The sequence below is a fragment of the Pseudomonas sp. NPDC088429 genome (assembly GCF_044753305.1).
Taxonomy (GTDB): Bacteria; Pseudomonadota; Gammaproteobacteria; order Pseudomonadales; family Pseudomonadaceae; genus Aquipseudomonas; species Aquipseudomonas rustica.
Genome location: NZ_JBIVMX010000051.1, coordinates 1 through 24,613 on the forward strand (window position 1 = coordinate 1; position 24,613 = coordinate 24,613).

General features: G+C 59.3%; 27 protein-coding genes. 16 read left to right on the forward strand and 11 right to left on the reverse strand.

What is annotated here, in order from left to right:
- The 5 genes from ACIP66_RS21255 to ACIP66_RS21275 all read left to right on the forward strand — a co-directional run.
- The coding region (locus ACIP66_RS21255) for an ATP-binding cassette domain-containing protein (RefSeq protein WP_400650614.1) at positions 1 to 299 on the forward strand (299 nt) is incomplete at its 5' end.
- Positions 300 to 582: 283 nt separating this feature from the next.
- On the forward strand, positions 583 to 885 hold the full coding sequence (locus ACIP66_RS21260; protein ID WP_053117837.1) for a DUF2282 domain-containing protein: 303 nt from the start codon (positions 583 to 585) through the stop codon (positions 883 to 885).
- 25 nt (positions 886 to 910) lie between these two features.
- The gene (locus ACIP66_RS21265) at positions 911 to 1,798 is read left to right on the forward strand and encodes a DUF692 domain-containing protein (protein ID WP_400650617.1); all 888 of its coding nucleotides are present in this window, start codon (positions 911 to 913) and stop codon (positions 1,796 to 1,798) included.
- Entirely contained in the window at positions 1,795 to 2,553 is a 759-nt protein-coding gene (locus tag ACIP66_RS21270) for a DUF2063 domain-containing protein (protein ID WP_400650619.1), read from the forward strand. Before ACIP66_RS21265 ends, ACIP66_RS21270 begins: the two co-directional genes overlap by 4 nt.
- Positions 2,550 to 3,026 carry a DoxX family protein gene (locus ACIP66_RS21275; protein ID WP_400650621.1) on the forward strand — a complete coding sequence of 159 codons (477 nt, stop codon included), beginning with the start codon at positions 2,550 to 2,552 and terminating at the stop codon, positions 3,024 to 3,026. The genes ACIP66_RS21270 and ACIP66_RS21275 overlap by 4 nt, the downstream gene beginning before the upstream one ends.
- A gap of 102 nt (positions 3,027 to 3,128) precedes the next feature.
- On the opposite strand, the gene ACIP66_RS21280 is transcribed toward ACIP66_RS21275, so the two are convergent.
- Positions 3,129 to 4,043: a LysR family transcriptional regulator gene (locus tag ACIP66_RS21280; protein WP_400650624.1), complete on the reverse strand. Its 915-nt coding sequence runs from the start codon at positions 4,041 to 4,043 to the stop codon at positions 3,129 to 3,131.
- 104 nt (positions 4,044 to 4,147) lie between these two features.
- Here ACIP66_RS21280 and ACIP66_RS21285 point away from each other — a divergent pair, with 104 nt between their 5' ends.
- The 3 genes from ACIP66_RS21285 (at position 4,148) to ACIP66_RS21295 (ending at position 7,284) form a co-directional block, all read left to right on the forward strand.
- A complete protein-coding gene (locus tag ACIP66_RS21285; RefSeq protein ID WP_400650625.1) occupies positions 4,148 to 4,747 on the forward strand; it encodes a short chain dehydrogenase in 600 nt (199 codons plus the stop codon).
- A gap of 172 nt (positions 4,748 to 4,919) precedes the next feature.
- A complete protein-coding gene (locus ACIP66_RS21290; RefSeq protein ID WP_400650628.1) occupies positions 4,920 to 5,573 on the forward strand; it encodes a COG3650 family protein in 654 nt (217 codons plus the stop codon).
- Between the two features lie 97 nt (positions 5,574 to 5,670).
- A complete protein-coding gene (locus ACIP66_RS21295; protein WP_400650631.1) occupies positions 5,671 to 7,284 on the forward strand; it encodes an NAD(P)/FAD-dependent oxidoreductase in 1,614 nt (537 codons plus the stop codon).
- Positions 7,285 to 7,420: 136 nt separating this feature from the next.
- On the opposite strand, the gene ACIP66_RS21300 is transcribed toward ACIP66_RS21295, so the two are convergent.
- Entirely contained in the window at positions 7,421 to 8,515 is a 1,095-nt protein-coding gene (locus tag ACIP66_RS21300; RefSeq protein WP_400650634.1) for a PLP-dependent cysteine synthase family protein, read from the reverse strand.
- Between the two features lie 251 nt (positions 8,516 to 8,766).
- Between ACIP66_RS21300 and nhaA the strand changes: the two genes are divergently transcribed.
- The 6 genes from nhaA (at position 8,767) to ACIP66_RS21330 (ending at position 13,006) form a co-directional block, all read left to right on the forward strand.
- Complete coding sequence (gene nhaA / locus ACIP66_RS21305; protein ID WP_400650637.1) at positions 8,767 to 9,954, forward strand: Na+/H+ antiporter NhaA; 1,188 nt, start codon at positions 8,767 to 8,769, stop codon at positions 9,952 to 9,954.
- Between the two features lie 124 nt (positions 9,955 to 10,078).
- Positions 10,079 to 10,348 (forward strand): hypothetical protein, encoded by a 270-nt coding sequence (locus ACIP66_RS21310; protein ID WP_159815725.1) that lies wholly within the window; start codon positions 10,079 to 10,081, stop codon positions 10,346 to 10,348.
- Entirely contained in the window at positions 10,345 to 11,085 is a 741-nt protein-coding gene (locus tag ACIP66_RS21315; protein WP_400650640.1) for a zeta toxin family protein, read from the forward strand. Before ACIP66_RS21310 ends, ACIP66_RS21315 begins: the two co-directional genes overlap by 4 nt.
- A gap of 185 nt (positions 11,086 to 11,270) precedes the next feature.
- Positions 11,271 to 12,500, forward strand: a complete 1,230-nt coding sequence (locus tag ACIP66_RS21320) for an S-type pyocin domain-containing protein (protein ID WP_400650643.1) — start codon at positions 11,271 to 11,273, stop codon at positions 12,498 to 12,500.
- Positions 12,501 to 12,508: 8 nt separating this feature from the next.
- A complete protein-coding gene (locus ACIP66_RS21325; RefSeq protein ID WP_212545287.1) occupies positions 12,509 to 12,763 on the forward strand; it encodes a colicin E3-like toxin immunity protein in 255 nt (84 codons plus the stop codon).
- Between the two features lie 9 nt (positions 12,764 to 12,772).
- A complete protein-coding gene (locus ACIP66_RS21330) occupies positions 12,773 to 13,006 on the forward strand; it encodes a hypothetical protein (protein ID WP_400650646.1) in 234 nt (77 codons plus the stop codon).
- 65 nt (positions 13,007 to 13,071) lie between these two features.
- On the opposite strand, the gene ACIP66_RS21335 is transcribed toward ACIP66_RS21330, so the two are convergent.
- The gene (locus ACIP66_RS21335) at positions 13,072 to 13,536 is read right to left on the reverse strand and encodes a glycine zipper 2TM domain-containing protein (protein ID WP_007918566.1); all 465 of its coding nucleotides are present in this window, start codon (positions 13,534 to 13,536) and stop codon (positions 13,072 to 13,074) included.
- A gap of 177 nt (positions 13,537 to 13,713) precedes the next feature.
- Here ACIP66_RS21335 and ACIP66_RS21340 point away from each other — a divergent pair, with 177 nt between their 5' ends.
- Entirely contained in the window at positions 13,714 to 13,950 is a 237-nt protein-coding gene (locus tag ACIP66_RS21340) for a hypothetical protein (RefSeq protein WP_400650649.1), read from the forward strand.
- A gap of 5 nt (positions 13,951 to 13,955) precedes the next feature.
- Here ACIP66_RS21340 and pdxH read toward each other — a convergent pair whose 3' ends face one another.
- The 5 genes from pdxH to dinG all read right to left on the reverse strand — a co-directional run bounded on the left by pdxH (position 13,956) and on the right by dinG (position 21,892).
- Positions 13,956 to 14,603 (reverse strand): pyridoxamine 5'-phosphate oxidase, encoded by a 648-nt coding sequence (gene pdxH / locus ACIP66_RS21345; RefSeq protein ID WP_400650651.1) that lies wholly within the window; start codon positions 14,601 to 14,603, stop codon positions 13,956 to 13,958.
- Positions 14,604 to 14,626: 23 nt separating this feature from the next.
- Positions 14,627 to 15,730 carry an OmpA family protein gene (locus tag ACIP66_RS21350; protein ID WP_400650654.1) on the reverse strand — a complete coding sequence of 368 codons (1,104 nt, stop codon included), beginning with the start codon at positions 15,728 to 15,730 and terminating at the stop codon, positions 14,627 to 14,629.
- Between the two features lie 113 nt (positions 15,731 to 15,843).
- Positions 15,844 to 16,989, reverse strand: coding sequence for a serine hydrolase domain-containing protein (locus ACIP66_RS21355; protein WP_400650656.1), 1,146 nt, complete (start codon positions 16,987 to 16,989; stop codon positions 15,844 to 15,846).
- Positions 16,990 to 17,180: 191 nt separating this feature from the next.
- Positions 17,181 to 19,652, reverse strand: a complete 2,472-nt coding sequence (locus ACIP66_RS21360) for a beta-galactosidase (RefSeq protein WP_400650659.1) — start codon at positions 19,650 to 19,652, stop codon at positions 17,181 to 17,183.
- A 95-nt stretch (positions 19,653 to 19,747) separates the two neighbouring features.
- Complete coding sequence (dinG, locus tag ACIP66_RS21365; RefSeq protein ID WP_008085357.1) at positions 19,748 to 21,892, reverse strand: ATP-dependent DNA helicase DinG; 2,145 nt, start codon at positions 21,890 to 21,892, stop codon at positions 19,748 to 19,750.
- A gap of 99 nt (positions 21,893 to 21,991) precedes the next feature.
- Here dinG and ACIP66_RS21370 point away from each other — a divergent pair, with 99 nt between their 5' ends.
- On the forward strand, positions 21,992 to 22,450 hold the full coding sequence (locus ACIP66_RS21370) for a CopD family protein (protein ID WP_400650662.1): 459 nt from the start codon (positions 21,992 to 21,994) through the stop codon (positions 22,448 to 22,450).
- A 169-nt stretch (positions 22,451 to 22,619) separates the two neighbouring features.
- On the opposite strand, the gene ACIP66_RS21375 is transcribed toward ACIP66_RS21370, so the two are convergent.
- From ACIP66_RS21375 to ACIP66_RS21385, 3 genes are all read right to left on the reverse strand, one after another.
- Complete coding sequence (locus ACIP66_RS21375) at positions 22,620 to 23,378, reverse strand: collagen-like protein (RefSeq protein WP_282354794.1); 759 nt, start codon at positions 23,376 to 23,378, stop codon at positions 22,620 to 22,622.
- Positions 23,371 to 23,652: a DUF1145 domain-containing protein gene (locus tag ACIP66_RS21380; protein ID WP_053117797.1), complete on the reverse strand. Its 282-nt coding sequence runs from the start codon at positions 23,650 to 23,652 to the stop codon at positions 23,371 to 23,373. Before ACIP66_RS21380 ends, ACIP66_RS21375 begins: the two co-directional genes overlap by 8 nt.
- A gap of 162 nt (positions 23,653 to 23,814) precedes the next feature.
- Complete coding sequence (locus tag ACIP66_RS21385; protein WP_053117796.1) at positions 23,815 to 24,537, reverse strand: OmpA family protein; 723 nt, start codon at positions 24,535 to 24,537, stop codon at positions 23,815 to 23,817.
- Between the last annotated feature and the right edge of the window lie 76 nt (positions 24,538 to 24,613).

Consider the following 24,613-nt stretch of genomic DNA (forward strand, 5'->3'; position numbering starts at 1 on the left):
CCGGCGGCGAACAGCAAATGCTCGCCATCGGTCGCGCGCTGATGAGCAAGCCGAAACTGCTGCTGCTCGACGAGCCGTCGCTGGGCCTGGCACCGATCATCATCCAGCAGATTTTCGACATCATCGAAATGCTGCGCAAGGACGGTGTGACGGTGTTCCTGGTCGAGCAGAACGCCAACCAGGCGCTGAAAATCGCTGATCGCGCGTACGTTCTGGAGAACGGCCGTGTGGTCATGCAAGGCACCGGTGAAGCGCTGCTGACCGACCCGAAAGTACGCGAGGCGTACCTCGGCGGTTGATGCATTTCGCCCAACAAAAAAACGGCCTTCGGGCCGTTTTTTTTATGCCTGAAATATATCTCCTGTAGGAGCAAAGCTTGCTCGCGAAGGCGGAGTGTCAGTATCAACCTCATCCCTGACCTACCGCTATCGCGAGCAAGCTTTGCTCCTACAGAAAGAGCGTTTGCCGTGAATTTCAAAAAGATTTAAGCCCCGCTGTAACGCATCGCCATGACCTTTCTCTAGAGGGTTAAGCAAGCGCAAAAACGCTTGTAAAAACCCTGACCGAAACTGGAGAAACACCATGACTGCTACCACCCGCACCCTGTCCGCTACCGCTTTGGTTCTGGCCCTCGGCTCTGCGCTGAGCATCGCTGCCGTTTCCACCGCCCATGCGGCCGATGACATGGAAAAATGCTTCGGCGTGGCCATGAAAGGCAAGAACGATTGCGCTGCAGGCGCCGGCACCACCTGCGCTGGCACCGCGAAAACCGACTACCAGGCCAACGCCTGGAAGCTCGTCCCTAAAGGCACCTGCGCCAAGACTGAAAGCAAAACCTCGCCGACCGGTTTCGGCCAGATGGAAGCTTTCAAAGCGAAGTCCTGATTCACGGCCTGCCTGAGTGACGATCATGTTCACACCTGACGACCATGCCCTCCCCCGCACTCAGGCAGCCCTCACCGGGCTCCCGCCCCGTGCGGGGCTGGGGCTCAAGACCGGGCACTTTCGTGAAGTGCTCGACACCCAACCGGACATCGGTTTCTTCGAAGTCCACGCCGAAAACTACATGGTGGCCGGCGGCCCGTTTCATCACTTTCTCGGTTTGATTCGCGAACAGTATCCGCTGTCGCTGCATGGCGTCGGCCTGTCCATCGGCAGCGAAGGCCCGCTGGATACTCAGCACCTGCAACGTCTGGCCGAGCTGATTGAGCGCTATCAACCACACTCCTTTTCCGAACATCTGGCCTGGTCGAGCCATGGCCCGGTGTTCCTCAATGACCTGCTGCCTTTGGCTTACGACGAGTCGACGCTGAACCGCGTCTGCGCGCACATCGATCAGGTGCAAAACACCCTTAAACGGCCAATGCTGCTGGAAAACCCGGCGACGTATCTGGCGTTTCAGCGCTCAACGTACGACGAGCCTGACTTCATCCACGAAGTGATCCGTCGCAGCGGCTGTGGGCTGTTGCTGGACGTCAACAATGTCTATGTGTCGTGCGTAAATCATCACCGTGATCCATTGGCGTATCTCGATGCGCTGCCCCTGAACGCGGTTGGCGAGATTCATCTGGCCGGGTTTGCCGAAGATTCCGACAGCCTGGGTGATCGCTTGCTGATTGACGATCACGGCGCGCCAATTGATCGGGCTGTGTGGGCCTTGTATTGGCAGACGCTGGATCGTATCGGGCCGATGGCAACCTTGATTGAACGCGACAATCAGGTGCCCGCGTTCAACACCTTGCTGGCCGAAGCGCAGCAGGCAGACGAAATGCTGCTGTGCGCCGGGAGTCGGCCATGAGCACGCAAAGCGAATTCAGCGCCGCGCTGCTCGATCTACGTCTGCCCTGCCCTGCCGGTTTGTGCAGCAGTAACGGCGCAGATCCCGCCAGTCGTTTCGCGGTGTACCGCAACAATGTGCAGAGCTCGTTGATCAACGCACTGGCGGACGGTTATCCGGTGGTTGCGCAACTGGTCGGCGAGGAATTTTTCCGCGCCATGGCGGCCATTTTCGTACAACAGCAGCCGCCGCAGAGTCCGTTGATGAGTCGCTATGGCGAAGCGTTTGCGGACTTTATCGACGCCTTCGAACCGGCATCGAGCGTGCCTTATCTGGCCGATGTCGCGCGCCTTGAGCATCTGCGCACGCAGGCCTATCACGCCGCCGACGCCGACCCCGTACGGCCAGAACAGATCACCGCAGCACTCGCCGCCCCGCAAGGCTTGAGCGATCTGTGCTTCACGCTTCATCCCTCCCTGCACCTGCTCGATTCCGCGTATGCCGTGGTTGCGATCTGGGCTGCACATCAGCAACAACCGTCACTTGAAGGCATCGAGATCCATCAGGCCCAGCACGCGCTGATCCTGCGCAACGGTCTGGAGGTTGAGGTGTACGCCATCGATCACGGCGCCAGCGTATTTATCCGCCATTTGATCAACGGCCAGCCGCTGCTGGCAGCTGCCGAAAACAGCCATGAATTCGATCTCAGCCAGACCCTGGCCTTGCTGATCGCGCGCAACGTCATCACCCACTTGAACAATAAGGTAACGCCATGAACAACCTGATCACTCGCGCCATTGCGCTGCTCGAGAGAATCCCCCAGAGCCTGATCGCTTTCATTGCGCGCTTCGCGATTGCAGCGGTGTTCTGGAAGTCCGGGCAGACCAAGATCGAGGGGCTGGCGATCGACCTCATCGACGGCACCTTTCAGCTTGGCTGGCCGCGTCTCGCTGATTCGACCATTCCGTTGTTCACCAGTGAATATCACGTGCCGCTGCTGTCGCCGGAGATCGCCGCGCACATGGCCGCGTTTGCCGAGCACTTCTTTCCGGTGCTGATTCTGGTTGGGTTTGCTACGCGCTTTTCGGCCATGGCGTTGCTGGGCATGACGTTGACCATTCAGCTGTTTGTGTACCCGGATGCTTACCCGACTCACGGTACGTGGGCGGCGGTGTTGTTGTATCTGATGGCGACCGGGCCGGGCAAGTTGTCGATCGATCACCTGATCGCCCACCGTTTTTCCTGCTAAACAGAGATCCCTGTAGGAGCTGCCGAAGGCTGCGATCTTTTGATCTTTCTTTTTCAAAATCAAAAGATCGCAGCCTTCGGCAGCTCCTACAGGGGATCGCCGTTAACGCTGGAGTCGATCCAGCGCCTCGCCGCTGCGTTTGAACCAGCCAATCAGATAGTCCGCCAGCACTTGCGTGCGCTTGGGCAACCCGCCCTGATACGGATGCACCAGGTACATCGGCATGCGCCGCGTCTGATAATCGCGCAGGATCCAGCGCAATCGACCGTCAGCCAATTCCGCTTGCAACAGATAGGAAGGCAATCGCGCGATACCGGCGCCGCTGAGCGCGGCTTTTTTCAGCAAGTTGTAGTGATTGCTGGCAAACGGCCCGGACACGCGTACTCGCAACAATTCGTGCTGCTGGTGATACAGCCATTCTTCGCGACCGCTGTAGTGGCTGTTGAGCAAGCAACGGTGCTCGGCCAGCGCTTGTGGTGTCGACGGTTCGCCGAATCGATCCAGATACGCGGGACTCGCACAGGTCATTTCCTGCCAGGCCAGCAACGGCTTGGCCACCAGTCGTTCGTCATTGGCCACTTCTGAACGGATCGCCAGATCAAAGCCATCGCGGGACAGATCGCGGTAGCTGTTGTTCAGCTCCAGCTCGATCTGCACCTCGGGATACTGCTGCGAAAACTCCAGCAACAATTCATCGAAAAACGTTTCCCCCAGCGACACTGGAACCGTCATACGCACCGGGCCGGCCATGTCGTCCTTCAACCGCGCCAATGCCTGACGGGCTTTTTCGACCTGGACTACAAGCGCCTGCGCCTGCGGCAATAACGCAGCGCCCGCCGCCGTCAGGCTCAGGCGTCGAGTGGTGCGTTGTAGCAACACCACGGAAAACTGCGCTTCGAGCTGACTGATGCGTTTGGACAACTGCCCCTTGCTGCAGCCCAATTGCTGCGCCGCCAAGGTGAAACTGCCGGCTTCGATCAACACGGCGAACGCCGCCAGATCATCCATTTCACTCATGGATTGTTTCCATTTGAAAACCAAAGGTTGCCTATTAGTGCGCTTATCCACAGAAAAAACCACTCTAGACTGAAACCTCGTTCACACACTTGAGGTACAGCTCGATGAAGATTCTGTTGATAGGCGCTCGCGGCACCATCGGTTCGGCCGTGGACAAAGAACTGTCGCAACGCCACGAAGTGATTCGTATCGGCCGCACCAGCGGTGATTTCCATGTGGATATCAGTGACTGCACGTCGATCCGCAAGCTGTTCGAGCAGACCGGCAAATTCGACGCACTGATCTGCGCCGCCGGTAACGTCACATTTGCGCCGCTGGGCGAGATGAGCGAAGACAGCTTCGCCCTCGGCCTGAAGGACAAGTTGATGGGCCAAGTGAATTTGCTGCTGATCGGCCGCGAATTCGCCAACGATGGCGCCTCGTTCACCTTCACTACTGGCGTGCTCAGCCACGATCCGATTCGCAGCGGTGCGTCGGCAGCGCTGGTCAACGGTGCGCTGGACAGCTTTGTGCGGGCAGCGGCCACTGAGTTGCCGCGTGGCCTGCGTGTTAACTCGATCAGCCCGACCGTGCTGCTGGAAGCGATGGGTAAATATGCGCCGTACTTCCGTGGCTATAAGCCGGTTCCTGCAGCGGATGTGGCGTTGGCCTACGCGAAAAGTGTTGAAGGGCTACAGACCGGGCAGACGTTTCACGTTGGATAAGATCAAGAGGTCGCAGCCTTCGGCAGCTCCTACAGGGGAGTGTCGGGGTTGCGATGTTTTGCATTTTGTCGGCGGGCGGCGTAACTCGGTGTAGGAGTTGCCGCAGGCTGCGATCTTTTGCATTTGACTGACAGGCTGCGTAACGTGGCGACACTTGTCTGGAGAGCCGAAGATGCGTGTTGCCCGTTCGTTAGTCCTTGTTGCCCTGCTGCCGTTGTTTGCGGCGTGCCAGTTGTTCGATGGCCCGCGTGAAAGTGCCTCGCACGTCGGGCAAACGCGGATGCAGGGGCAACTGACCGCCGCTGACGGCAAACTGGTGTTCCAGCCGTGTCAGGATCAGCGTCAACTGGTGGTCAACGACATCGGCGGCACCAGCGTGCTGCAAGAAGCCGCCACCCTCGCCGACGAGCAAGGCAAACTGTTCGCCGATGTTCGCGGCAAAGTCTCCGGTGATCGACTCGATCTGACTCAGCTGTATCGCGTCGAACGCTCCGGCACCGCGTGTGATGATCCGAATTTCAAACTGCTGATCCTGCGTGCCGCCGGCCATGGCCCGGAGTGGAACGTCAAGGTCAGCGGCAAAGGTATGGTCATCGACCGTGAAGGCCAGCCGCCACTCGCCGTGCCATACATTGAAGATCAATTGGGCGACGGTCGCTTCAATCTCAGCAGCGAAGCCAACAACCAGCGCGTTGAATTGTGGGTCGCGCCGCAGCGCTGCATCGACAGCAACACCGGCAGCGTGCAGCACATGAGCGCCGAGTTGCGTATCGACGGCAAGGTGCAGCGCGGTTGCGGGTATTTCGGCGGATCGCGCAACGACTGAGCGTTTTAGCCTCACCGGATCCGGCCTTTGCGGCTTATAATCGCGGCCTTCAAACGCCCTGGCGCAGTTGTGCGCCCCGCGAACCCGGATCCTCGCCATGTTACGAATCACTGAACTCAAGCTGCCAATCGACCATCCCGAAGAAGACCTGCGCCCTGCCATCGTGCAGCGTCTGGGCATCGCCAGCGATGATTTGCTCGATTTCACCTTGTTCAAGCGCAGCTACGACGCGCGTAAAAAGTCCTCCGAACTGTGCTTCATCTACACCATCGACCTCGAAGTGCGCGACGAGGCCAATGTGTTGGGCAAGTTCGCCGACGACCGTAACGTCAACGTGGCGCCGGATGTCAGCTACAAATTCGTCGGCGAAGCGCCAAGCGACCTGAGCCAGCGACCGATTGTTGTCGGTTTCGGCCCGTGCGGCATCTTCGCCGGCCTGCTGCTGGCGCAAATGGGCTTCAAGCCGATCGTCCTCGAACGCGGCACCGAAGTCCGCCAGCGCACCAAAGACACTTGGGGCCTGTGGCGGAAGAGCGTACTCAATCCCGAGTCCAACGTGCAGTTCGGTGAAGGCGGCGCGGGCACGTTCTCCGACGGCAAGCTGTACAGCCAGATCAAGGATCCGAAGTTCCTTGGCCGCAAAGTCCTGCACGAGTTCGTCAAGGCCGGCGCGCCGGAAGAAATTCTCTACGTCAGCAAACCGCACATCGGTACGTTCCGTCTGACCGGCATGGTTGAAAACATGCGCGAGCAGATCCGCGAACTGGGCGGCGAAGTGCGCTTCCAGGAACGCGTCACCGACGTGCTGATCGAAGACGGCCAACTGGTCGGCGTCGAACTGGCCAGCGGCGAAACCCTGCATTCGAAACACGTGGTTCTGGCCCTCGGCCACAGCGCCCGCGACACGTTCCGCATGCTGCACAGCCGTGGCGTGTTCATGGAAGCCAAGCCGTTCTCGGTGGGTTTCCGCATCGAACACCCGCAATCGCTGATCGACCGCGCGCGTCTGGGCAAATACGCCGGCCACCCGAAACTCGGTGCCGCCGACTACAAACTGGTGCACCACGCCAAGAACGGCCGTTCGGTCTACAGCTTCTGCATGTGCCCGGGCGGCACCGTGGTCGCGGCGACTTCCGAGCCGAACCGCGTGGTCACCAACGGCATGAGTCAGTACTCGCGTAACGAGCGCAACGCCAACTCCGGCATCGTCGTCGGCATCACCCCGGAAGTCGATTATCCGGGCGGCCCGCTGGCGGGGATCGAGTTGCAGGAACGCCTGGAATCCCACGCGTTCATCCTTGGCGGCAGCGATTACAAGGCGCCGGCGCAACTGGTTGGTGACTTCATCAACGACATTCCTTCGACCGAACTGGGCGAAGTCGAGCCGTCGTACAAACCGGGCGTGGCGCTGGGCGATCTGTCCCTGGCATTGCCGGAATTTGCGATTGAAGCGATTCGTGAAGCCTTGCCGGCGTTCGAGAAGCAGATTCGCGGTTACTCGCTGCACGATGCGGTGCTGACCGGGATCGAGACACGCACCTCGTCGCCGCTGCGCATTACGCGTAACGAAACGCTGCAGAGCATGAACGTGAAAGGCTTGTTCCCGGCGGGTGAAGGCGCGGGTTATGCCGGCGGGATTCTGTCGGCGGGTGTGGACGGGATTCGGATTGCCGAGGCCGTGGCACGCGACATCCTCGGCCTGACTGACTAATCAGCACTAGCTGACACAACACAAAACCCCTGTGGGAGAGGGCTTGCTCGCGAAAGCGTCGTTTCAGTCGATACATGTATCGCCTGACACACTGCCTTCGCGAGCAAGCCCGCTCCCACATTTGGTATTCGGTGTGTCAAATGTTGGCGCGTAGCACTGAGGTCGGCAGCGGTTCACCGCGCTCGGCACTCGCCGCCACCGCCTCAATCAACCCACTCAACTCATACCCCTGCGCCGTCAGCCAATCCTGATCGTAATACGTGTCGGCATACCGCTCGCCGCCATCGCACAGAATCGCCACGATCGACCCCGACTCCCCCGCCGCTTTCATCTGCTGCGCCGCCATCAACGCGCCGATCAGATTGGTGCCGCTCGACCCGCCAACATGCCGGCCCAGACGCTGCGCCAGATAATGCATGGCCGCCAGCGACAAGGCGTCCGGCACTTTGACCATCGCATCGATCACCTTGGGCAGAAACGACGCTTCCACCCGCGGCCGGCCAATGCCTTCAATCCGCGAGCCGCAATCCAGACGCAAAGTCGCATCGCCAGTCTGGTAGTAATCGAAGAACACCGAACGCTCGGCGTCGGCGCACAACACGCGAGTGCAATGCTGGCGATAGCGCACGTAACGACCAAGGGTCGCGGTGGTGCCGCCGGTGCCGGGGCTGGAAATCAGCCAGCTCGGTTCCGGGTGCGTCTCGAAACGCATCTGCTGGAAGATCGATTCAGCGATGTTGTTGTTCGCGCGCCAGTCGGTTGCGCGCTCGGCGTAGGTGAACTGGTCGATGAAGTGACCATCGTGTTCACGGGCCAGACGCTCGGATTCGGCGTAAATCTGCGTCGGATCTTTTACCAGATGGCTTTTGCCGCCATAGAACTCGATCTGGGCGATTTTTTCTTTCGAGGTGGTCGCCGGCATCACCGCAATGAACGGCAAACCGAGCATCCGCGCGAAATACGCTTCGGAAATCGCCGTCGAACCGCTCGACGCCTCGATCACCGGCGCGCCGGGTTTCAGCCAGCTGTTACACAGCGCATAAAGGAACAACGAACGGGCCAGGCGATGTTTGAGGCTGCCGGTCGGATGACTGGATTCATCCTTGAAGTACAGCTCGATGCCCGGAAAACCCGGCAGCGGCAAGGGGATCAGATGGGTGTCGGCGCTGCGCTGGAAGTCCGCTTCGATGATGCGGATGGCTTCGCGGGCCCACTGTCGTTTGTCGCTCATGGTCTGTGTTCTCGTTGAATCGGGCAGGAGATTAGCCTCCTGAAAAGGTTCGTACGTCAGATTAGGATTAATCCTATATTCCGCACAGATACAGCTGAGTCTCAATATGTCAGGCAACTGCTAGGCTCACCGTGGCTTGAGCCAGACAGCCTGTAACGACATATAACAAAAAAGAATATAACTTTTGTTTTAACAACTAACAGTACGGGTTAGGGTGTTCCACCTTTTTGACGATTCGATGGAGAGCGACCTTGCCTCTGCGTAGCACTTTCACGCGTTTCTTTCAGTTGGAAGCTGCCAGCGGTCTGTTATTGATCGCCGCGGCCATCCTGGCTCTGATTATCAACAACTCGCCACTGTCGTGGCTGTACACCGGCCTGCTCGACACCCCCGTGGTGGCGCAGATCGGTGCGTTGAAAATCGCTAAACCCCTGCTGCTGTGGATCAACGATGGCCTGATGGCGATGTTTTTCCTGCTCATCGGCCTGGAGGTGAAACGCGAGGTACTCGACGGTCAGCTGTCGAAGCCGTCGCAAATCGTCCTGCCCGGCGCCGCAGCCATCGGCGGCATGCTGGTGCCGGCGCTGATCTACTGGTTCCTCAACCGCGACAACCCTGAGGCCCTCAGCGGCTGGGCTATTCCGACCGCCACCGACATCGCCTTCGCCCTCGGCGTACTGGCCCTGCTCGGCAAGCGTGTACCGGTATCGTTAAAGCTTTTCCTGATGACGTTGGCGATCATCGATGACCTCGGCGCCATCGTCATCATCGCGATCTTCTACTCTGGCGAACTGTCGACCCTGTCGTTGGGCCTCGCGGCCGCGTGCATTGCGTCGCTGGTGGCGATGAACCGACTCGGGGTGGTCAAGCTCGGGCCGTACATGATCATCGGTCTGATCCTCTGGGTCTGCGTGCTCAAAAGCGGTGTCCACGCGACGCTGGCCGGCGTGACCCTGGCCTTCTGCATCCCGCTGCGCACGAAAAACGCCGAGCCGTCGCCACTGCTGACCCTCGAACATGCGCTACATCCGTGGGTCGCCTACGGCATCCTGCCGCTGTTCGCTTTCGCCAACGCCGGCCTGTCGCTGAGCGGCGTCACCGTTGAAAGCTTCACCCACGACGTACCGATGGGCATTGCGGTCGGCCTGCTGCTCGGTAAAACCGTCGGCGTCTTCGGCCTCACCTGGCTGGCCGTCAAAGTCGGCATCGCCGCCCTGCCCCAAGGCGCCAACTGGGGCCAGGTCATGGGCGTGGCGATCCTCTGCGGAATCGGCTTCACCATGAGCCTGTTCGTTGGCTCGCTGGCCTTTGAACCCGGCGTGAGCGACTACGCCGGGATGGATCGAATGGGCATTCTGACCGGCTCGATTCTGGCGGCGCTGATTGGTTATGCGGTGACGGCGGCGGCGAGTCGAAAGAACACCTTACAAAACGCCTGAGATACATCTTTCTAAAAAAATCAGAGCCCCTCTCTTATAGAGGGGCTTGGCTCTAAACCTTGCAAGTGTGCTATATCTTTCGTTGCCGCAGCACCTTTTCAGCAGCGACTTTCTGGAGTCATCCATGTCACGTAAAGCAGAAAAACGCCCAATGACGGACGATCAGATTTCCGTCCAGGAATCGCGGATTCCAGATATCGCTCTGAAGGCCTTCAACAACGCCTATAAGATGGCGCTCGCCAATGGCGCAGTGGTGCTCGTCGCTAAAGACGGCCAGTTGTTTGAAGTGACTGAGAAGACTTCCGTTGCACTGCGCTCAATCGGTACCTATGGAAATCTGAAAAGCGGCACTCGCCTGCACATCAACAAATCCTCAAAACAGGTCACTTCTTGAGCACACCCAGAATACGGATATTTGCGGGTCCGAACGGATCAGGAAAAAGTACTTTCAATCGACTGGTTCCCGCGCATTTGCTGGGAAACTACATAAATCCTGATGACATAGAACGGGCAATCAAAGATACCGGTTATTTTGATTTCACCTCCTACCGCATCGAGGCTCACAAGGAAGGCATTTTCGACTTCTTCCGTGAGCATGCCCTACTCAAGAAGTCTCCTCGTTCGTTAGCAAAGCTCGATACCCTTACGATTGATGGCGAACGCCTAAGCTTCGTCAATACGGAAATCGACTCCTATGTCGCATCCGCCCTCTCCGACTTCATACGTAGGTCTCTGATCAAGGAACGCATCAGTTTCACGTTCGAAACAGTCATGTCCTCCTCAGACAAAGTCAGCCTGCTCGCCGAAGCCCATCAGTCTGGCTACCGGGTTTACGTTTACTACGTCGCTACCGCTGATCCTCAGATCAACATTGCCAGGGTTGCCTATCGTGTGTCCCAAGGCGGACACAGCGTTCCTCCCGAAAAAATAGAAGCGCGATACTGGCGCTCTCTTGAGCTTTTGTCTGAAGCTATCCTGACCTCAAACCGGGCCTATATATTCGATAACTCGGATGAAGGTAGTGAAGGCTTGACGCAAATAGCAGAGATCACTGATGGCGAGCTGATTGAAATCAAATCAGACACCCAACCACCTTGGTTCAAAGAGTTCGTGCTCGACAAATTACTTTAGGTCGGTAGAACAGGCTTCTCTGTGGACTCATGGCTCTAAACCTCTTCAGATCAGTACCTCACTGACATACAGCGACTAATCCCCACCTCTTTAAAGACACGTCCTACAGCCACAATTTTCCCGCTTCGTTAACGTTGCCCAGTCCCTTGCGAGGGGCTGTCGATGGATGAACGAAAGGACGATCAGTGGCTGGCAACAAGGACATTCCCCGGGTTCCCAACCCACCGCAAGGCGACGGGCATCACGTCACCTATCGCTACATGACGGCCAGTGAACTGGCTGACCGCGACGCCAGACAAAATGCTTACGACGCCATGTTGGCCCGGCAGGAGGCTTTCGAGCGTGGTCGGGAAGTGGCGGCGAAAAAGGACGATGTCGTTCGGGCCGGCTGCGTATTCGCCAAGTCCTGCAAATTGCCGGACGCGATCATCGACTACACCAATCCTTCGGGGATGGTGCCGACTGACAGTTTGAAGGACTACGGTGAGCTGATTTTGCTGGGCGCGCGTGAGGCTGATGACAGCGGCGGCGTCCCGCTCAAGAAAATCGGTGCAACCGCCATTCCTGCCGGGTTTGGCAGTCTGGCGTTGGCGGGGTCGGTATTTGATGCCCTGCCCGCAGTGGTATCCAGTGCGGCCGTTGCGCCTTTGGTGGGTTTGGTCGCGCTGTTCATGCCATCGAGTCTTGACGACAGCGCGCTGTATACCGACGAGCAGTTGCGCGGACTTGAGCAGGCGCGAACTCGCGTTCGGCTGAGAATCGAACAACAGGCCGACGGCAGTCTGAAAGGTTACGGTTTCTACACCGGCAAGAATCGCGATTGGGAAATGGTTGATGTCGTGCAGTTCACCGCGCGAGGCAGCCAGTTTATTGCGGATCTGGGTGAAGGCGTCGAACTGATCTGGACGCCTGCTGTGGATGGCTCCGACATTCTCGGTATTCCGGCGCTGGAGGCTGCGCCGCAAGCGCCGCATATCTGGGTGTATCCACCGACGAAAGCGGCGGATGGGATTCTGGTTAATCCGGTTTATCCGCCGGAGTATCGGGATTTCATTTTGGTGTTTCCGGCTAATTCGGGTGTTAGGCCGGTATACATCGTAGTCAGCACATCATCACGTAAAGGCTTACCGTCCGCGGGGCATAGTTATCATAGGCCGCCAAAAGCAGAGGAAATCACTGCATTTCCCGGACTGATAAAGGTGCAGAAAAAGAATCCCATACAAGGAGGCGGAGGACTTCGGGAACGGTGGAAAGATGCGAAAGGTAGAAAAATCTACGAGTGGGACTCGATGCACGGAGAGTTGGAGGTTTACCGAGCAAGTGACGGAACTCACCTAGGCGCGTTTGACCCTTTTACAGGAGAGCGACGCGAAGATGCGAAAGATGAAAGAAGCATCAGAAAAAAATATTTGTGAGGTTGATGATGGGATTAAAACTGAGGCTGGAGTGGTACGACAAGCAAACTGATTTGTGCGAAGGCGAAGAGTATTCCAAGGATTTAGGCGATGATGAGGGCGTTTTGAATGCCTTGGGGATACCGGTGGAAAACAACATAAACAATGGCGGTTTCAATGTTTTCGAAGAATGGATTCCAATCATTCAGCCGTATTTTCAACATGGCATCGTCTTCAAAACTTACGATTATCAGATCTCTTTTGACTACAGCGATGTCTGGTGATGGTCTCTTATGATTTATAGGATTGAAGCATTCGATAGGAGAACAGAGTTTCTCGTTTTTGAAGAAGACCTGCCTAGCGGATGCGACGAGAACCTGGCTGCCATCATGAATTGGTCTTGTAAGCAGGAAGGCTGGGAGGGTTACGATCTTTCAAATGATCAGCTTGCCGCGCTGGAGAAACTGCTGGGAAGGAATGTCTTCGATCCGAAGTACACCTTCCAACTGACGTGCAATGGACGTTGAAGCACAATAAAGAAAAACCCCGACCAGTCACCTGATCGGGGTTTTCTTCAACGACTCGCTATCGCTTAATGCGAAACGCGGCTCGTCCCGCCAACAGTCGAAATCCGTACCCGCTCGCCAACACGGAACACTTCGTTCTCCTGAACCTGCTGCACGTAGGCGCGCATGCTGCCGTCGTCTTCACGTACGGTGATTTCCACACCCTGAGTACGGGTCAAACCTTCTTCCGTCGCCGAACCAATCAAACCGCCCGCCACCGCACCGATGACCGCTGCAACGATGCTGCCCTTGCCGCCGCCAATGGCGCTGCCGCCGACGCCGCCGACTGCTGCTCCGGCGAGGCCGCCGATCGGGGTTTTGGTGCCTTCGATTTTGACCGGGCGCAGGGATTCGATGGTGCCCATGCGAATCGTCTGCACGCGACGCGCTTCGTCACGGGAGTAGGAGTCACCGGTCAGGCTCGATTGGCAGCCGGTAAGCAACATCGCCATCGTGGAAAAGGAAGCAACCAGCAGAACAGACTTACGCATAGCATCAACTCCAAAAGAACATATATTCATTAAACTCCGCTGCTTGACGCCTGTCACGGCGCAGCCCGGACAAATTTGCTTTCATTCAGGCGAGGTACAGACGCCTGCACGTTTCCTTCTAGAGCCCTACAGTAGCGCCAAATGACGGATCCTGCGCCACCGCCCCCAAGGATTTTCATGGATTACTTCATCATAGTCGTCACCACGCTCGCCGGGCTGTACTTCCATTGGTGGCTGTACGTACGGATCAAACGCTGGATGGATCGCGACCTGGCGCTGTCGCTGGCCGGCAAGGATGAAGGTAAACGCGCCTACATGCTCGAGCAACTGGCGAGCGCTCGGGCGCAGAAGATCAAGCGCCGCGATCTGCCGCAGTGGCTCATTGCCGCTGCGGCAAGCTATCTCGCTCGGTAGACTGCTTAAGGTGCCAGACGTTCAACAGACCATTGGCCGGTCTGCAGACGGTAGTTGAGGCGATCGTGCAGACGGCTCGGACGGCCCTGCCAGAATTCGATGCGCTCAGGCAGCAAGCGGTAACCGCCCCAGTGTTGCGGGCAATCTGGCTGGCTGTCGGAGAAACGTTGTTCAGTCGCTCTAAGCAGGTCTTCCAGCTCACCACGACCGTTGATCACCCGGCTTTGCGGCGACGCCCAGGCACCGAGACGACTGCCCAGCGGACGCACTTGATAATACGCATCGGATTCTTCCGGCGTGACCTTCACGACGCGCCCTTCGATGCGCACCTGGCGCTCAAGGGTCGGCCAGAAGAACGTCATGGCGGCATACGGATTCGCCGCCAGATGCTGGCCCTTGGCGCTTTCGTAATTGGTGAAGAAGGTGAAGCCCTGCGCGTCCAGGCCCTTGAGTAGCAGAATGCGGCAATGCGGACGGCCGTCCGCATCAACCGTGGCCAGGGTCATGGCGTTGGCTTCCACCGGTGCCTGCTCGGTTTTCACCGCGTCGGCGAACCACTGGTGGAACAGCGCAAACGGCTCGGCCGGGGCTTGCGCCTCGGACAAACCATCCCGGGTGTAATCACGACGCATATCTGCCAGAGCCTGGGTCATGGCGCATTCCTTTCGTTAGCGAATCACTTTTTGGTGGTATCGGTCGCCGCGACTTTCTTGTCGGTGGTCGACGCTTTGGCTGGCGTGGTTTTCTTCGCCGGGGCCTTGGCCGGGGCTTTTTTCGCAGGCGCTTTGGCAGCGGCTTTTTTCGCCGGGGCTTTTTTGGTGGCCGGTACAGCGGCTTTCTTCGCGGCCGGAGCCGGAGTTACCGGTTTGGCCACTGGCTTGACGTCTTGCGCCGCCACCATGGTGACGGGTTTCGGTGCTGGCATGTTGTACTTGCTCAGCAGGGCAATCATGGTGTTTTGCGGAGTGACCAGCATCTCGACGCGACGGTTCAGGGCGCGACCTTCAACGCTGTCGTTGGCCGCACGCGGTGCTTCGGAACCCATGCCGCGCAACATCAGACGATCACGCTGCAAACCGCTGAGGCGGAAAATCGCCGCGATGGCTTGTGCACGCTCCTGGCTCAGCTTGACGTTGGCTGGCGCGGAACCGCTGGTGTCGCTGTGACCGAGTACCAGCACAGCGGTTTTCGGATCGGCTTCGAGGATTTTAGCCACGCGAGTGAACGGGCCAAGGGTGACCGGCAACAGCATGGCCGGGCGATCCGGGTTGAACGAACCTTCTACCGGTGCGGTAACGACCAAGACGTTTTCACGGCGCTCGAGTTGCAGGTTGCTGTCCTTGACCGCTTCGCGCAGGCGCGGCTCGTAATCGTCGAGCCAGGCCTGGGTCACTTTCGGATCTGGCATCGGCACGGCTTTAGGGGTTTGATCGTCCTTGGCGCCGAACGGCCACCACCACTTAGCGCCCGAATCGGCATCAGCCTTGGCCACGGCGACCGGTTTTTTCGCTTCAGGCGCGACTTCGGCCTTCATGTCAGCCTTGACGGCTTCGTCATCGGAACCGAACGGCCAGTACCAAGGGTTGCTGCTTTCAGACTTGGCAACCGGCGCGGTTGCGGCAGGTTTCAACGGGGCTGGAGCTGGCTCTTTGGCCGCGACTTTGTCGGAGGAACCGAACGGCCACCAGGTGCTGGCGCCTTCCGCATCGTTCTTTGGGGTCTGTGCGCAACCGGTGATCGCTACACACAGGGCCAGGGCGAGGGTCTTTTTAGATGACATTGAAAATCCACAAAATAAAGTAATGAAAAATCAGAGCACTTTCGCCCGGATAAACTGTCGCTTTGAATCGAAAAATTGCACGAGGTTCCGATGCAGAGACCTCGGGTGTTGCTTTATAGACAAGTGGCAAGCACCCGCGCGAGCTTCTGCGCGCGCGGATCCATCAAAACGTAAGGCCCAAGGGTATTTGTCACAAAACCAAACGCGACATCGTGCTCAGGGTCAGCAAAACCGATCGATCCGCCCGCGCCCGGATGGCCGAACGCCCGTGGGCCGAGGCCGTAGGTGGCGTTAGGCACATCGGGTTGGTCGAGCATGCAGCCCAGACCAAAACGGGTGCGGGTCAGCAGGGTTTTGTCTTCACCGAGGCTGTGTTCGCGGGTCAGCTCTTCGAGCATGTCGCTTTCCAACAGGCTGCCGTCGAGCAACCCGGCATAGAAGCCGGCGAGGCTGCGCGCATTGCCGTGACCATTGGCCGCCGGTTGCTGCATGCGTCGCCATTCCGGTTTGTTGGTGCTGGTGAGCACCGACGGCGGATTGGTAAAGGCGCGGGTGCTCATGGCGGTCGGTTCACGCATAGTCACTTGCAGCAGACGTTGCGCGGCGGCATCGCCGGGATTGCCTTTGCCGCGCGCAATATGCGCCACGCGATGGAATTCTTCGTCAGCCAGACCCACGTGGAAATCCAGCCCCAACGGCTTGGCCACGCGGGCGACAATCGATTCGCCCGGGCCGCGACCGTCGGCACGTCGCAGCAATTCGCCGATCAGCCAGCCATAAGTGATTGCCGCGTAACCGTGGCCGGTACCCGGCGTCCACCATGGCGTTTCCGCCGCGAGGGCGTCGACCATGGTTCGCCAGTCGTACAGGGCTTCCGGCGCCAGCAATTCTCGCAGTGCCGGAAGACCGGCCTGGTGGCAAAGCAATTGGCGCAGGGTGATGGATTCTTTGCCGGCGGCGGCAAATTCCGGCCAGTAGCGGGCGACCGGCACATCGAGTTGCAACTTGCCTTCGGCGACCAGTTGCAGCGCGGTGACGGCGGTGAAGGTTTTGGTGCAGGAGAACAGGTTGGCGATGGTGTCGCTGTGCCAGGCTTCGGCGCCGTCCTTGTCGGCGGTACCTGACCAGAGGTCGAGGACGGTTTCTCCGCCGACCTGAATGCACAAGGCTGCGCCGCGTTCCTGGGGATCGTCGAACAGCGCGGCGAAAGCATCGCGCACCGCTTCGAATTGAAGCTCGTAATGTCCCTGAATCTGCACCCGCAACTCCCCCGCGAAAACGCTCTACAAAGTGGCCCGCATTGTTCCAGCCCTTGAGGGATTTGGGAACAGCTGCGGGCTAGACGGTTAAAAAGCCAAATCAAAAGATCGCAGCCTGCGGCAGCTCCTACATGGGATTGCGTTCCTTTGTAGGAGCTGCCGAAGGCTGCGATCTTTTAGCGTTTCAAACCTTAATGACCATTCCCCGAATGCCCACCCGCATGCCCTGCCCCGGCGCCCTTACCGGCCTCGCCTTTGCGGCCACCTTCCGCTTCATGCACCGGCGCTTTCTGCGCCTGCTGACCCAACTGATCCATCGCCTGCAAATTGCTCTTGCGCACGGTTTCAACAAAGCCCTGATAGGGCAGATCGGTCACGCCCACCAGACCAAAGTGACCATTCTCGCCATCGAGCAGACGCCCGGTCACCGGTTGATCCAGATACTGGAACCAATGCACGCCGACGATCGACGGTTCATTCAGCGCTTGTTTGAGGAAATTGGCATATGCCGGCCCGCGATCTTCTTCCTTGCTCAGTTGCGTCACGCCACCCCAGAACGGGCCACGATCAGCCGAGCCAAAGTTGAATTCGGTGATCAGCACCGGTTTGTCCAACGCCCCCAGCGCGGCAAAGTCATAGCCATCCTGCGGCTTGAGCGTGTACATGTTGAAGCTCAGCACATCGCAATACTGCGCGCAGGACGCCACGGCTTCCGGGGTGCTGGTGGCGAAGCGACCGCCCAAAAGCATCTGGTTGGGCGCGTGCCATTTCAGCGAATCGGAGATGGTCTTGAAGTAGGTGTCGGCGAAGACTTTCTGGAAATATTTGAAGTCGGCCTCGATTTCCGGGTGCTCGGGGTTCGGCAGTGGCGGCACGAAACCCGGGTCTTCCATCAATTCCCACGCCGGCAGATCAATGCCCCACGCCTTCGACAGGCCCGCCTGGTTGCGATACTTGTCGCGCAATTGCTTGAGAAACGCACGTTTGGCCGGCACGTCGGTGGTCATTTTCAACGTACCGTAGGCCAGCGCGTAACGGGATTTCGCATCGTCGCCCGGACCCGCCCAGGCCAGTTCGTTGTCGGCGTAATAGCCGATCAACCATGGATCGTCGCGGTGATCGCGAGCAGCGATGGCCACGGCACGCTCGGTGGCCATGGCGAAACGCGGGTCGAACGGATCGGGCATGCCGCCCCACCAGTCGCTGCCGGTGCTGATGCTGGTGTAATCGCCGACGATCGACAGCGGCAAGGTGTACGGCACGCGCTCGGCTTCACTCAGCGAATCGGCACTCCAGTTGCCGACCGTGTTGAAGCCCCAGGCTTGCAGGCGATCGAGCGTGTGGTTGGCCCACTGTTGCTCATCAATAGTTGCTTTGCACGGCGCGGCAGCCTTTTCAGTGGCCACTTGCACGGTTTCAGTCTTGGCCGCTTCGGCGACGCCTGACTTCGGCTCTGCCGGCACAGCAGCAGGTTTTGCGGCTTCAGCGGCGGCGGTTTCAGTGGCTTCAGCCTTCGCCGCTTCAGCGACCCCGGATTTGCCTTCGCTGTCCGCTTTGCACGGTTCACCGTACACACGCTGCAAGTTGGCGCCGTAGAAATCGTACCAGCGGCCGTTGCCGTAGCCTCGACCTTGATCAACACCATTGCCGCCACGGTTGTCGCCTTCACCGAAATGATTAGCTAATGGCTCATCCGGTTTCGGCAAGGATTCGAACATGAACTCGCGACCTGTCACGTACGTCTGGCTGACGTCGGGGCTGACGGTGTTGACGCCGAGGGAGTAGAACGGATGCCCCTCAGGCGTGACCAGATACCAACGACCGTCACGTTTTTCGGTGCGGAAGAAGCCGCTGGCCTTGAACGCCGGGCCTTTGTTCCAGCCACCAAACTTGTCCAGCGAGGACTTCTCGCGCTCGGCCAGCCAGGTTTTCAGCTGTAGCTGTTCCTTGGCGGCGGCGGATTTCAGTTGTTCGTCGTTGGCGATTTTTTCCGGCCATTTGCTGCGCGTCGATTGCCCGTAAGCGTCGACCAGATTGCCGTACACCGCTTGGCTGACCGACTCGCCGTCCTGCACGCCGAAACGCTCAAGCAGCAAGCTCTGCGCGACTTTCGGCTGATCCATCGACAGACTCACCGATACCACTTGGCTGCGATCAATCTCACCGCTGCTCGCGGCCAGCAAAATGCGCTGACCGTCGACGGTCATCGGCATCGGCGGCCCGGCTTTCATGCCTTGGCTCAGCGGCGTCGATGCCACCAGCGGCACCAGCAAGGTCTGCGCAGGGCCGGCCGGCAGGTCGACGCGGCTGACCAGTGTGCGGCCGTCATTGCTCTGGATTTGCACATAGACCGTCACGGCCCAGTTCATCGCGCTCTGCAGACGCAGGCTCATCATGCCCGACTGCGACCAGTCCCAGGCACCGGTCTGCGGGGTCAGACGCAGGGTCGGACGGGCCACCGGGTTGAACGTCACCCGGCGCAGCACTTCGCCTTCTGCGGTTTGCTCAGCGTTGGCTTGCGGCAGATCGGCGTTTTCGGTGGTGACTTTGACCACGTCCGCCGGGCGGACAAAGTTGAACAGGGTCTGCTGACCGGCAGGCGCTGCCAGCAGAGGGGCAGCGAAGATCAAGGCGAAAACGGCAGGCAGCGAACGGCGGATCATAAGAACGGAGTTCTCCCTAACGACCAATAATGGCCAATGGAAAAGCGATGGCAGAGAGATAGACAACACGGCGGGCAAAACTGCCCACCGATGTCTCAGGATATTTCACGACGGAAGGGCGGCAACGCATTGAGGATCGCCTTGCCGTAGCGCTGAGTGACCAGGCGCCGATCCAGCAAGGTGATGGTGCCGCGGTCTTCTTCGGTACGCAGCAGACGACCGCAGGCCTGAACCAGTTTCAGCGAGGCGTCGGGCACCGAGATTTCCATGAACGGATTACCGCCACGGGCTTCGATCCATTCCGACAGCGCCGCTTCGACCGGATCGTCCGGCACCGAGAACGGAATCTTGGCGATCACCACGTGCTCGCAGTAAGCACCCGGCAAGTCGACGCCTTCGGCAAAACTGGCGAGACCGAACAGCACGCTGGAATCACCGCCATCGACGCGCGCCTTGTGCTTGTTCAGGGTTTCCTGTTTCGACAGGTTACCTTGAATGAACACTTGCTTGCGCCAGTCGCGGTCGAGGCCGTCGAACACGTCCTGCATCTGTTTGCGCGAAGAGAACAGCACTAGCGTGCCGCGTGAGCCTTCGACCAGATCCGGCAGATCACGAATGATCGCGGCGGTGTGCGCGGGAGCATCGCGCGGATCGGCTTTCAGATCCGGCACTCGCAGCACGCCGGCATCAGCGTGATGGAACGGGCTCGGCACCACGGCGGTGACGGCTTTTTTCGGCAAACCGGCGCGCATGCGGAAGCGGTCAAAAGTGCCCAGCGCGGTCAGGGTCGCCGAGGTGACGAGGCAACCGTAGGCGACGTTCCACAAGCTGCGGCGCAAAGTTTCGGCGGCCAGAATCGGGCTGGCGTTGACCTCGATGTCGAACAGCGAACCGCTTTCAGCCAAAGTCAGCCAACGCGCCATCGGCGGGCTGTCTTCCGGGTCTTCGGCGGTGAAGGCTGTCCACAATTCCCAGTTGCCGGATGCACGGGACAACAGGCTGCCAAACAGCGGATACCACTCTTCCGCCTGATTGCTGGCGATACCAATGTTGACCTCGCCGTCCATGCCTTCCTTGAGCAGGTCGGTCAGACGGGTGAACAGATCGTTGAGACGCGAGAAGCCTTTCTTCAGCTCGATGCCCATTTCGCGCATGTGCTCGGGAATCACCCCGGCGACGAAACGATGGCGCGGCCGCTCACGGCCCTCGACGTCTTCGCCGGGTTTGAAATCGGCGACCTGTTCGCAGGCGCTGAACATGAACTGCTGCTGCGCCTTAATCTCCCGCGCCAGCTCCGGCACTTGCTCGATCAACTTGCCGAGATCGCCCGGCAGCGGATGCTGGGCCAGCAGTTTAGTGAGGTTCTTCGCGGTGGTTTCCAGCCAGTCGGCGGTGGAGCGCAGACGCGTGTAATGGGCGAAGTGGCCGATAGCCTTGTCCGGCAGGTGGTGACCTTCGTCGAACACGTAAATGGTGTCACGCGGATCGGGAAGCACCGCGCCGCCGCCCAATGCCAGGTCAGCCAACACCATGTCGTGGTTGGTGACGATCACGTCGACCTTGCCCATGCCTTCGCGGGCCTTATAGAAGGCGCACTGGCCGAAGTTCGGGCAATGACGGTTGGTGCACTGACTGTGATCGGTGGTCAGACGCGCCCAATCGGCATCTTCCAGCGCATTCGGCCAGCTGTCGCGGTCGCCGTCCCACTTATTGCCGGCGAGTTTCTCGATCATGCTGGTGAACAGCTTCTGACTGGCCTCGTCGACCTCGATCTTGAAGCCTTCTTCTTCGAACAGCTGGGCAGTGGCGGTTTGCGCGTGGCCTTCCTGCAAGAGCATGTCGAGCTTGGACAGGCACATGTAGCGGCCACGGCCCTTGGCCAGGGCGAAAGTGAAATTCAGCCCGCTGTTGCGCATCAGGTCGGGCAAATCCTTGTAGACGATCTGCTCTTGCAGCGCGACGGTCGCCGTGGCGATGACCAGACGCTTGCCGGCGGCTTTGGCCGTGGGGATCGCCGCCATGCTGTAGGCCACGGTCTTGCCGGTACCGGTGCCGGCTTCCACCGCAACAATTGCGGGGTCGCCACTGCGCCGGCCTTCGTCGTCGGTGTCGATATCCCCGAGGACTTTGGCGATTTCAGCGATCATCAGGCGCTGGCCGTAACGCGGCTTGAGGCTCTTGGCTTCAAGAAAACGCGAGTAGGCGCCCTGGATCGTGGTTTTGAGTTCAGTGCTGATCATTGAGTGTCGGGCGCAAAAAACGCTGGATAAATTTTCAGTGGTTTGGATCGGCGGCTATCATACCCCGCGAATCGATCCTGCGCAGAACGGAGTAACCCAATGACACTTTTTAGCCTCGTCTACCCCCTGCATGTCCTGTCCGCCCTGGTATGGGTCGGCGGCATGTTTTTCGCTTGGATGGTCTTGCGCCCCGCGGCCGTGAAGGCCCTCGACGGCCCCGCCCGGCTGACCTTGTGGGTGGAAGTGTTTCAAGGTTTTTTCCGCTGGATTTGGGTCGCGGTGATCTTGTTGCCGATCAGCGGTGTGGGCATGCTGCATCTGCTGCAGGTCGGGTTTGAAACCGCGCCGAAATATGTGCAGGTGATGATCGGGTTGTACGTGGTGATGACGGCGCTGTTTATCCGCATTCAGGGGCTGATGCTGCCGGAATTGCGCACGGCGGTGGATGCGAAGGACTGGCCGACGGGTGCGGCGGTGTTGGGGCGGATTCGGCGGGTGGTGGGGCTTAATCTGATTGTCGGGTTGGTGCTGGTGGCGATAGCGGCGGCGAGGCCGTGATCGTTCCCACGCTCTGCGTGGGAATGCCGCAAAGGACGCTCCGCGTCCAGTGACGCGGAGCGTCACTGGCTGTGTTCCCACGCAGAGCGTGGGAACACAGCCATGGATAGCGTGAGTCACCTCGGTCAGCCCCCTCTCCCTCCGGGAGAGGGCTAGTGAGGGTCTGCTTTTACAGGCGCTGAACAGTCACAGCCCCCGCCGCCCCCACTGGCCCAGGCTGTCCATCCGCCCCGGCCTTGCCGTTCTTGCCGCCATCGGCGCGATACACCAGGCAGCCCTTGGACTTGCCGCCCTTGCCTGCCTTGCCGCCGACACCCGCCGGGCCACCGTTGCCACCGGTCACATTGACCTTGATCAGTTCAGCCGGAAATTCACGCGGCACTTCCAGTCGCACCAGCGCACCCGGTGCACCCGGCTGGCCGTCAGCGCCGTCACTGCCATCAAAACCGTGGCCGGCCGAACCATAAGTGCAGCCCGGGTCTTCACCGTTGCCGCCATCCAGACCCACAAACCCCGGCGCACCGGTGCCGCCACGGGCATCGACCAACAGTTGCGGCGCGTTCAACGCTTTGAATTGCAGATTCAGATTGCGCCCCGCACGCGCGGCTTTTTCATAAGTACCAGGAGCACCGCGTGCGGTGATCTGGCTGCCTTCGCTGAGTTCAGCGCGCGCCACTTTCATCTCCAGCGCCTGTTCGGCCGGGACGATGGCGATGCGTGCTTCATGACCCAGACGCAATTCGCCCACGGTCAGTTCGGTCACGTTCGATGGAATCAGCAACGTGCCGTAATCAGCCACGTCCAGACGTTCAAGTTGCAAGGTGCTGGTGGTGTTGGGCAGGCGCATCAGCGAGTTGGTTTCAACCGTCACCACTTGGGCGCAGGCCAAAGGGCTGATGAATGCAGCGAGCAGGCAAAGTTTACGCATGGGAAGAAGCCTCCGGAGCGGCCGGGGCCGGGATGGTTTGCAGATGGAATACGCCGAACAACAGGATGCGGCCACGGTCACGCCAAGGGTGCGGACGCCCCTTGAGGCTGCGATTGCACAGCAGCACTTCGAGCACGTGGATCAGCAACAACAGACCGCCAGCCAGATTGACCAGCAGGTGCAGCGGATGAACGAATGGCACCAGTTGATTGGCCAGCACCACGCAGCAGAACAGCAGGGTCAACAACCGCCCCAGCCCCCAGAACACTTTCATACGCTCCCCCGTGTTGCGAATTATTCTTTGGACGCACAGTAACGGCTTCTGCGGGGGATAAGCCAGAGGGGAAAAGAAAAAATCCAGACAAGTCGCCAAATGGCCGCCGGGTCAACGATGATCGAAGCCCGGCGGCTCTAGCCTGCGCCCTACAGACGCGTCCTAACGATTGATGTGCAATTCCACGCGCCGGTTTTTCGCGCGGCCCTCATCGGTTGCGTTGTCAGCCACCGGTTCACTCTCGCCACGTCCTTCACTGGTGAGTTTGTTCGGCGACAGACCCTGGCTCAGCAAATACGAGGCGACACTGCTGGCGCGACGTTCCGACAGCGCCTGGTTGTAAGCGTCCGAACCTTTGCTGTCGGTATGACCGATGACCTTGATGCTCACCACGTCGGCATTACGCAGTTTGTCCATCAGCGTATCGAGCTGGGCTTTGGCCGAAGGCGTCAGGTCAGACTTGTCGAAATCGAACAAGACATCGCCGGCATCACTGAGGGTGATGACTTCCGTTTGCGGCACAGGCTCCGGTGTCTTTTCGGTGACCGGATATTGCGGCAACGGGCAGCCACGGTGATCGACCGGGGTATTGGCCGGCGTATCGGGGCAACGGTCGCGGCGGTCGAACACGCCATCGTCGTCTTCATCGCCATCCTGGGCGTAACAGATCAGTCCGCCGGCAAGAATCCCCAGCGCTGCGCCGCCACCGGCCCAGCCGCCACTTTCAATGGCGCCAAGACCGCCACCGACCAAGCCGCCAAGAAGGCTGCAGACCGGCCACGTACGTTGATTGAGGGGTGCAGTGCCATCGCTGTGCGTGGCGCAACCGGTGAGCAAACTGCCTAGCAGCAGAACCGGCAAGACGGACCTTGAGAAAACACTCATTTGAAAGCTCCTGTGTCACCGGCCCATACCGGTTACACAGGAGTAAAGACCCGCATCCGCGACTGCACAAGCCGCG

Bases quoted from the DNA above. Each gene is read 5' to 3' on its own strand.
- ACIP66_RS21260 (WP_053117837.1), top strand. From the start codon at position 583: ATGACTGCTACCACCCGCACCCTGTCCGCTACCGCTTTGGTTCTGGCC.
- ACIP66_RS21265 (WP_400650617.1), top strand. From the start codon at position 911: ATGTTCACACCTGACGACCATGCCCTCCCCCGCACTCAGGCAGCCCTC.
- ACIP66_RS21270 (WP_400650619.1), top strand. From the start codon at position 1,795: ATGAGCACGCAAAGCGAATTCAGCGCCGCGCTGCTCGATCTACGTCTG.
- ACIP66_RS21275 (WP_400650621.1), top strand. From the start codon at position 2,550: ATGAACAACCTGATCACTCGCGCCATTGCGCTGCTCGAGAGAATCCCC.
- ACIP66_RS21280 (WP_400650624.1), bottom strand. From the start codon at position 4,043: ATGAGTGAAATGGATGATCTGGCGGCGTTCGCCGTGTTGATCGAAGCC.
- ACIP66_RS21285 (WP_400650625.1), top strand. From the start codon at position 4,148: ATGAAGATTCTGTTGATAGGCGCTCGCGGCACCATCGGTTCGGCCGTG.
- ACIP66_RS21290 (WP_400650628.1), top strand. From the start codon at position 4,920: ATGCGTGTTGCCCGTTCGTTAGTCCTTGTTGCCCTGCTGCCGTTGTTT.
- ACIP66_RS21295 (WP_400650631.1), top strand. From the start codon at position 5,671: ATGTTACGAATCACTGAACTCAAGCTGCCAATCGACCATCCCGAAGAA.
- ACIP66_RS21300 (WP_400650634.1), bottom strand. From the start codon at position 8,515: ATGAGCGACAAACGACAGTGGGCCCGCGAAGCCATCCGCATCATCGAA.
- ACIP66_RS21310 (WP_159815725.1), top strand. From the start codon at position 10,079: ATGTCACGTAAAGCAGAAAAACGCCCAATGACGGACGATCAGATTTCC.
- ACIP66_RS21325 (WP_212545287.1), top strand. From the start codon at position 12,509: ATGGGATTAAAACTGAGGCTGGAGTGGTACGACAAGCAAACTGATTTG.
- ACIP66_RS21330 (WP_400650646.1), top strand. From the start codon at position 12,773: ATGATTTATAGGATTGAAGCATTCGATAGGAGAACAGAGTTTCTCGTT.
- ACIP66_RS21335 (WP_007918566.1), bottom strand. From the start codon at position 13,536: ATGCGTAAGTCTGTTCTGCTGGTTGCTTCCTTTTCCACGATGGCGATG.
- ACIP66_RS21340 (WP_400650649.1), top strand. From the start codon at position 13,714: ATGGATTACTTCATCATAGTCGTCACCACGCTCGCCGGGCTGTACTTC.
- pdxH (WP_400650651.1), bottom strand. From the start codon at position 14,603: ATGACCCAGGCTCTGGCAGATATGCGTCGTGATTACACCCGGGATGGT.
- ACIP66_RS21350 (WP_400650654.1), bottom strand. From the start codon at position 15,730: ATGTCATCTAAAAAGACCCTCGCCCTGGCCCTGTGTGTAGCGATCACC.
- ACIP66_RS21360 (WP_400650659.1), bottom strand. From the start codon at position 19,652: ATGATCCGCCGTTCGCTGCCTGCCGTTTTCGCCTTGATCTTCGCTGCC.
- dinG (WP_008085357.1), bottom strand. From the start codon at position 21,892: ATGATCAGCACTGAACTCAAAACCACGATCCAGGGCGCCTACTCGCGT.
- ACIP66_RS21370 (WP_400650662.1), top strand. From the start codon at position 21,992: ATGACACTTTTTAGCCTCGTCTACCCCCTGCATGTCCTGTCCGCCCTG.
- ACIP66_RS21375 (WP_282354794.1), bottom strand. From the start codon at position 23,378: ATGCGTAAACTTTGCCTGCTCGCTGCATTCATCAGCCCTTTGGCCTGC.
- ACIP66_RS21380 (WP_053117797.1), bottom strand. From the start codon at position 23,652: ATGAAAGTGTTCTGGGGGCTGGGGCGGTTGTTGACCCTGCTGTTCTGC.
- ACIP66_RS21385 (WP_053117796.1), bottom strand. From the start codon at position 24,537: ATGAGTGTTTTCTCAAGGTCCGTCTTGCCGGTTCTGCTGCTAGGCAGT.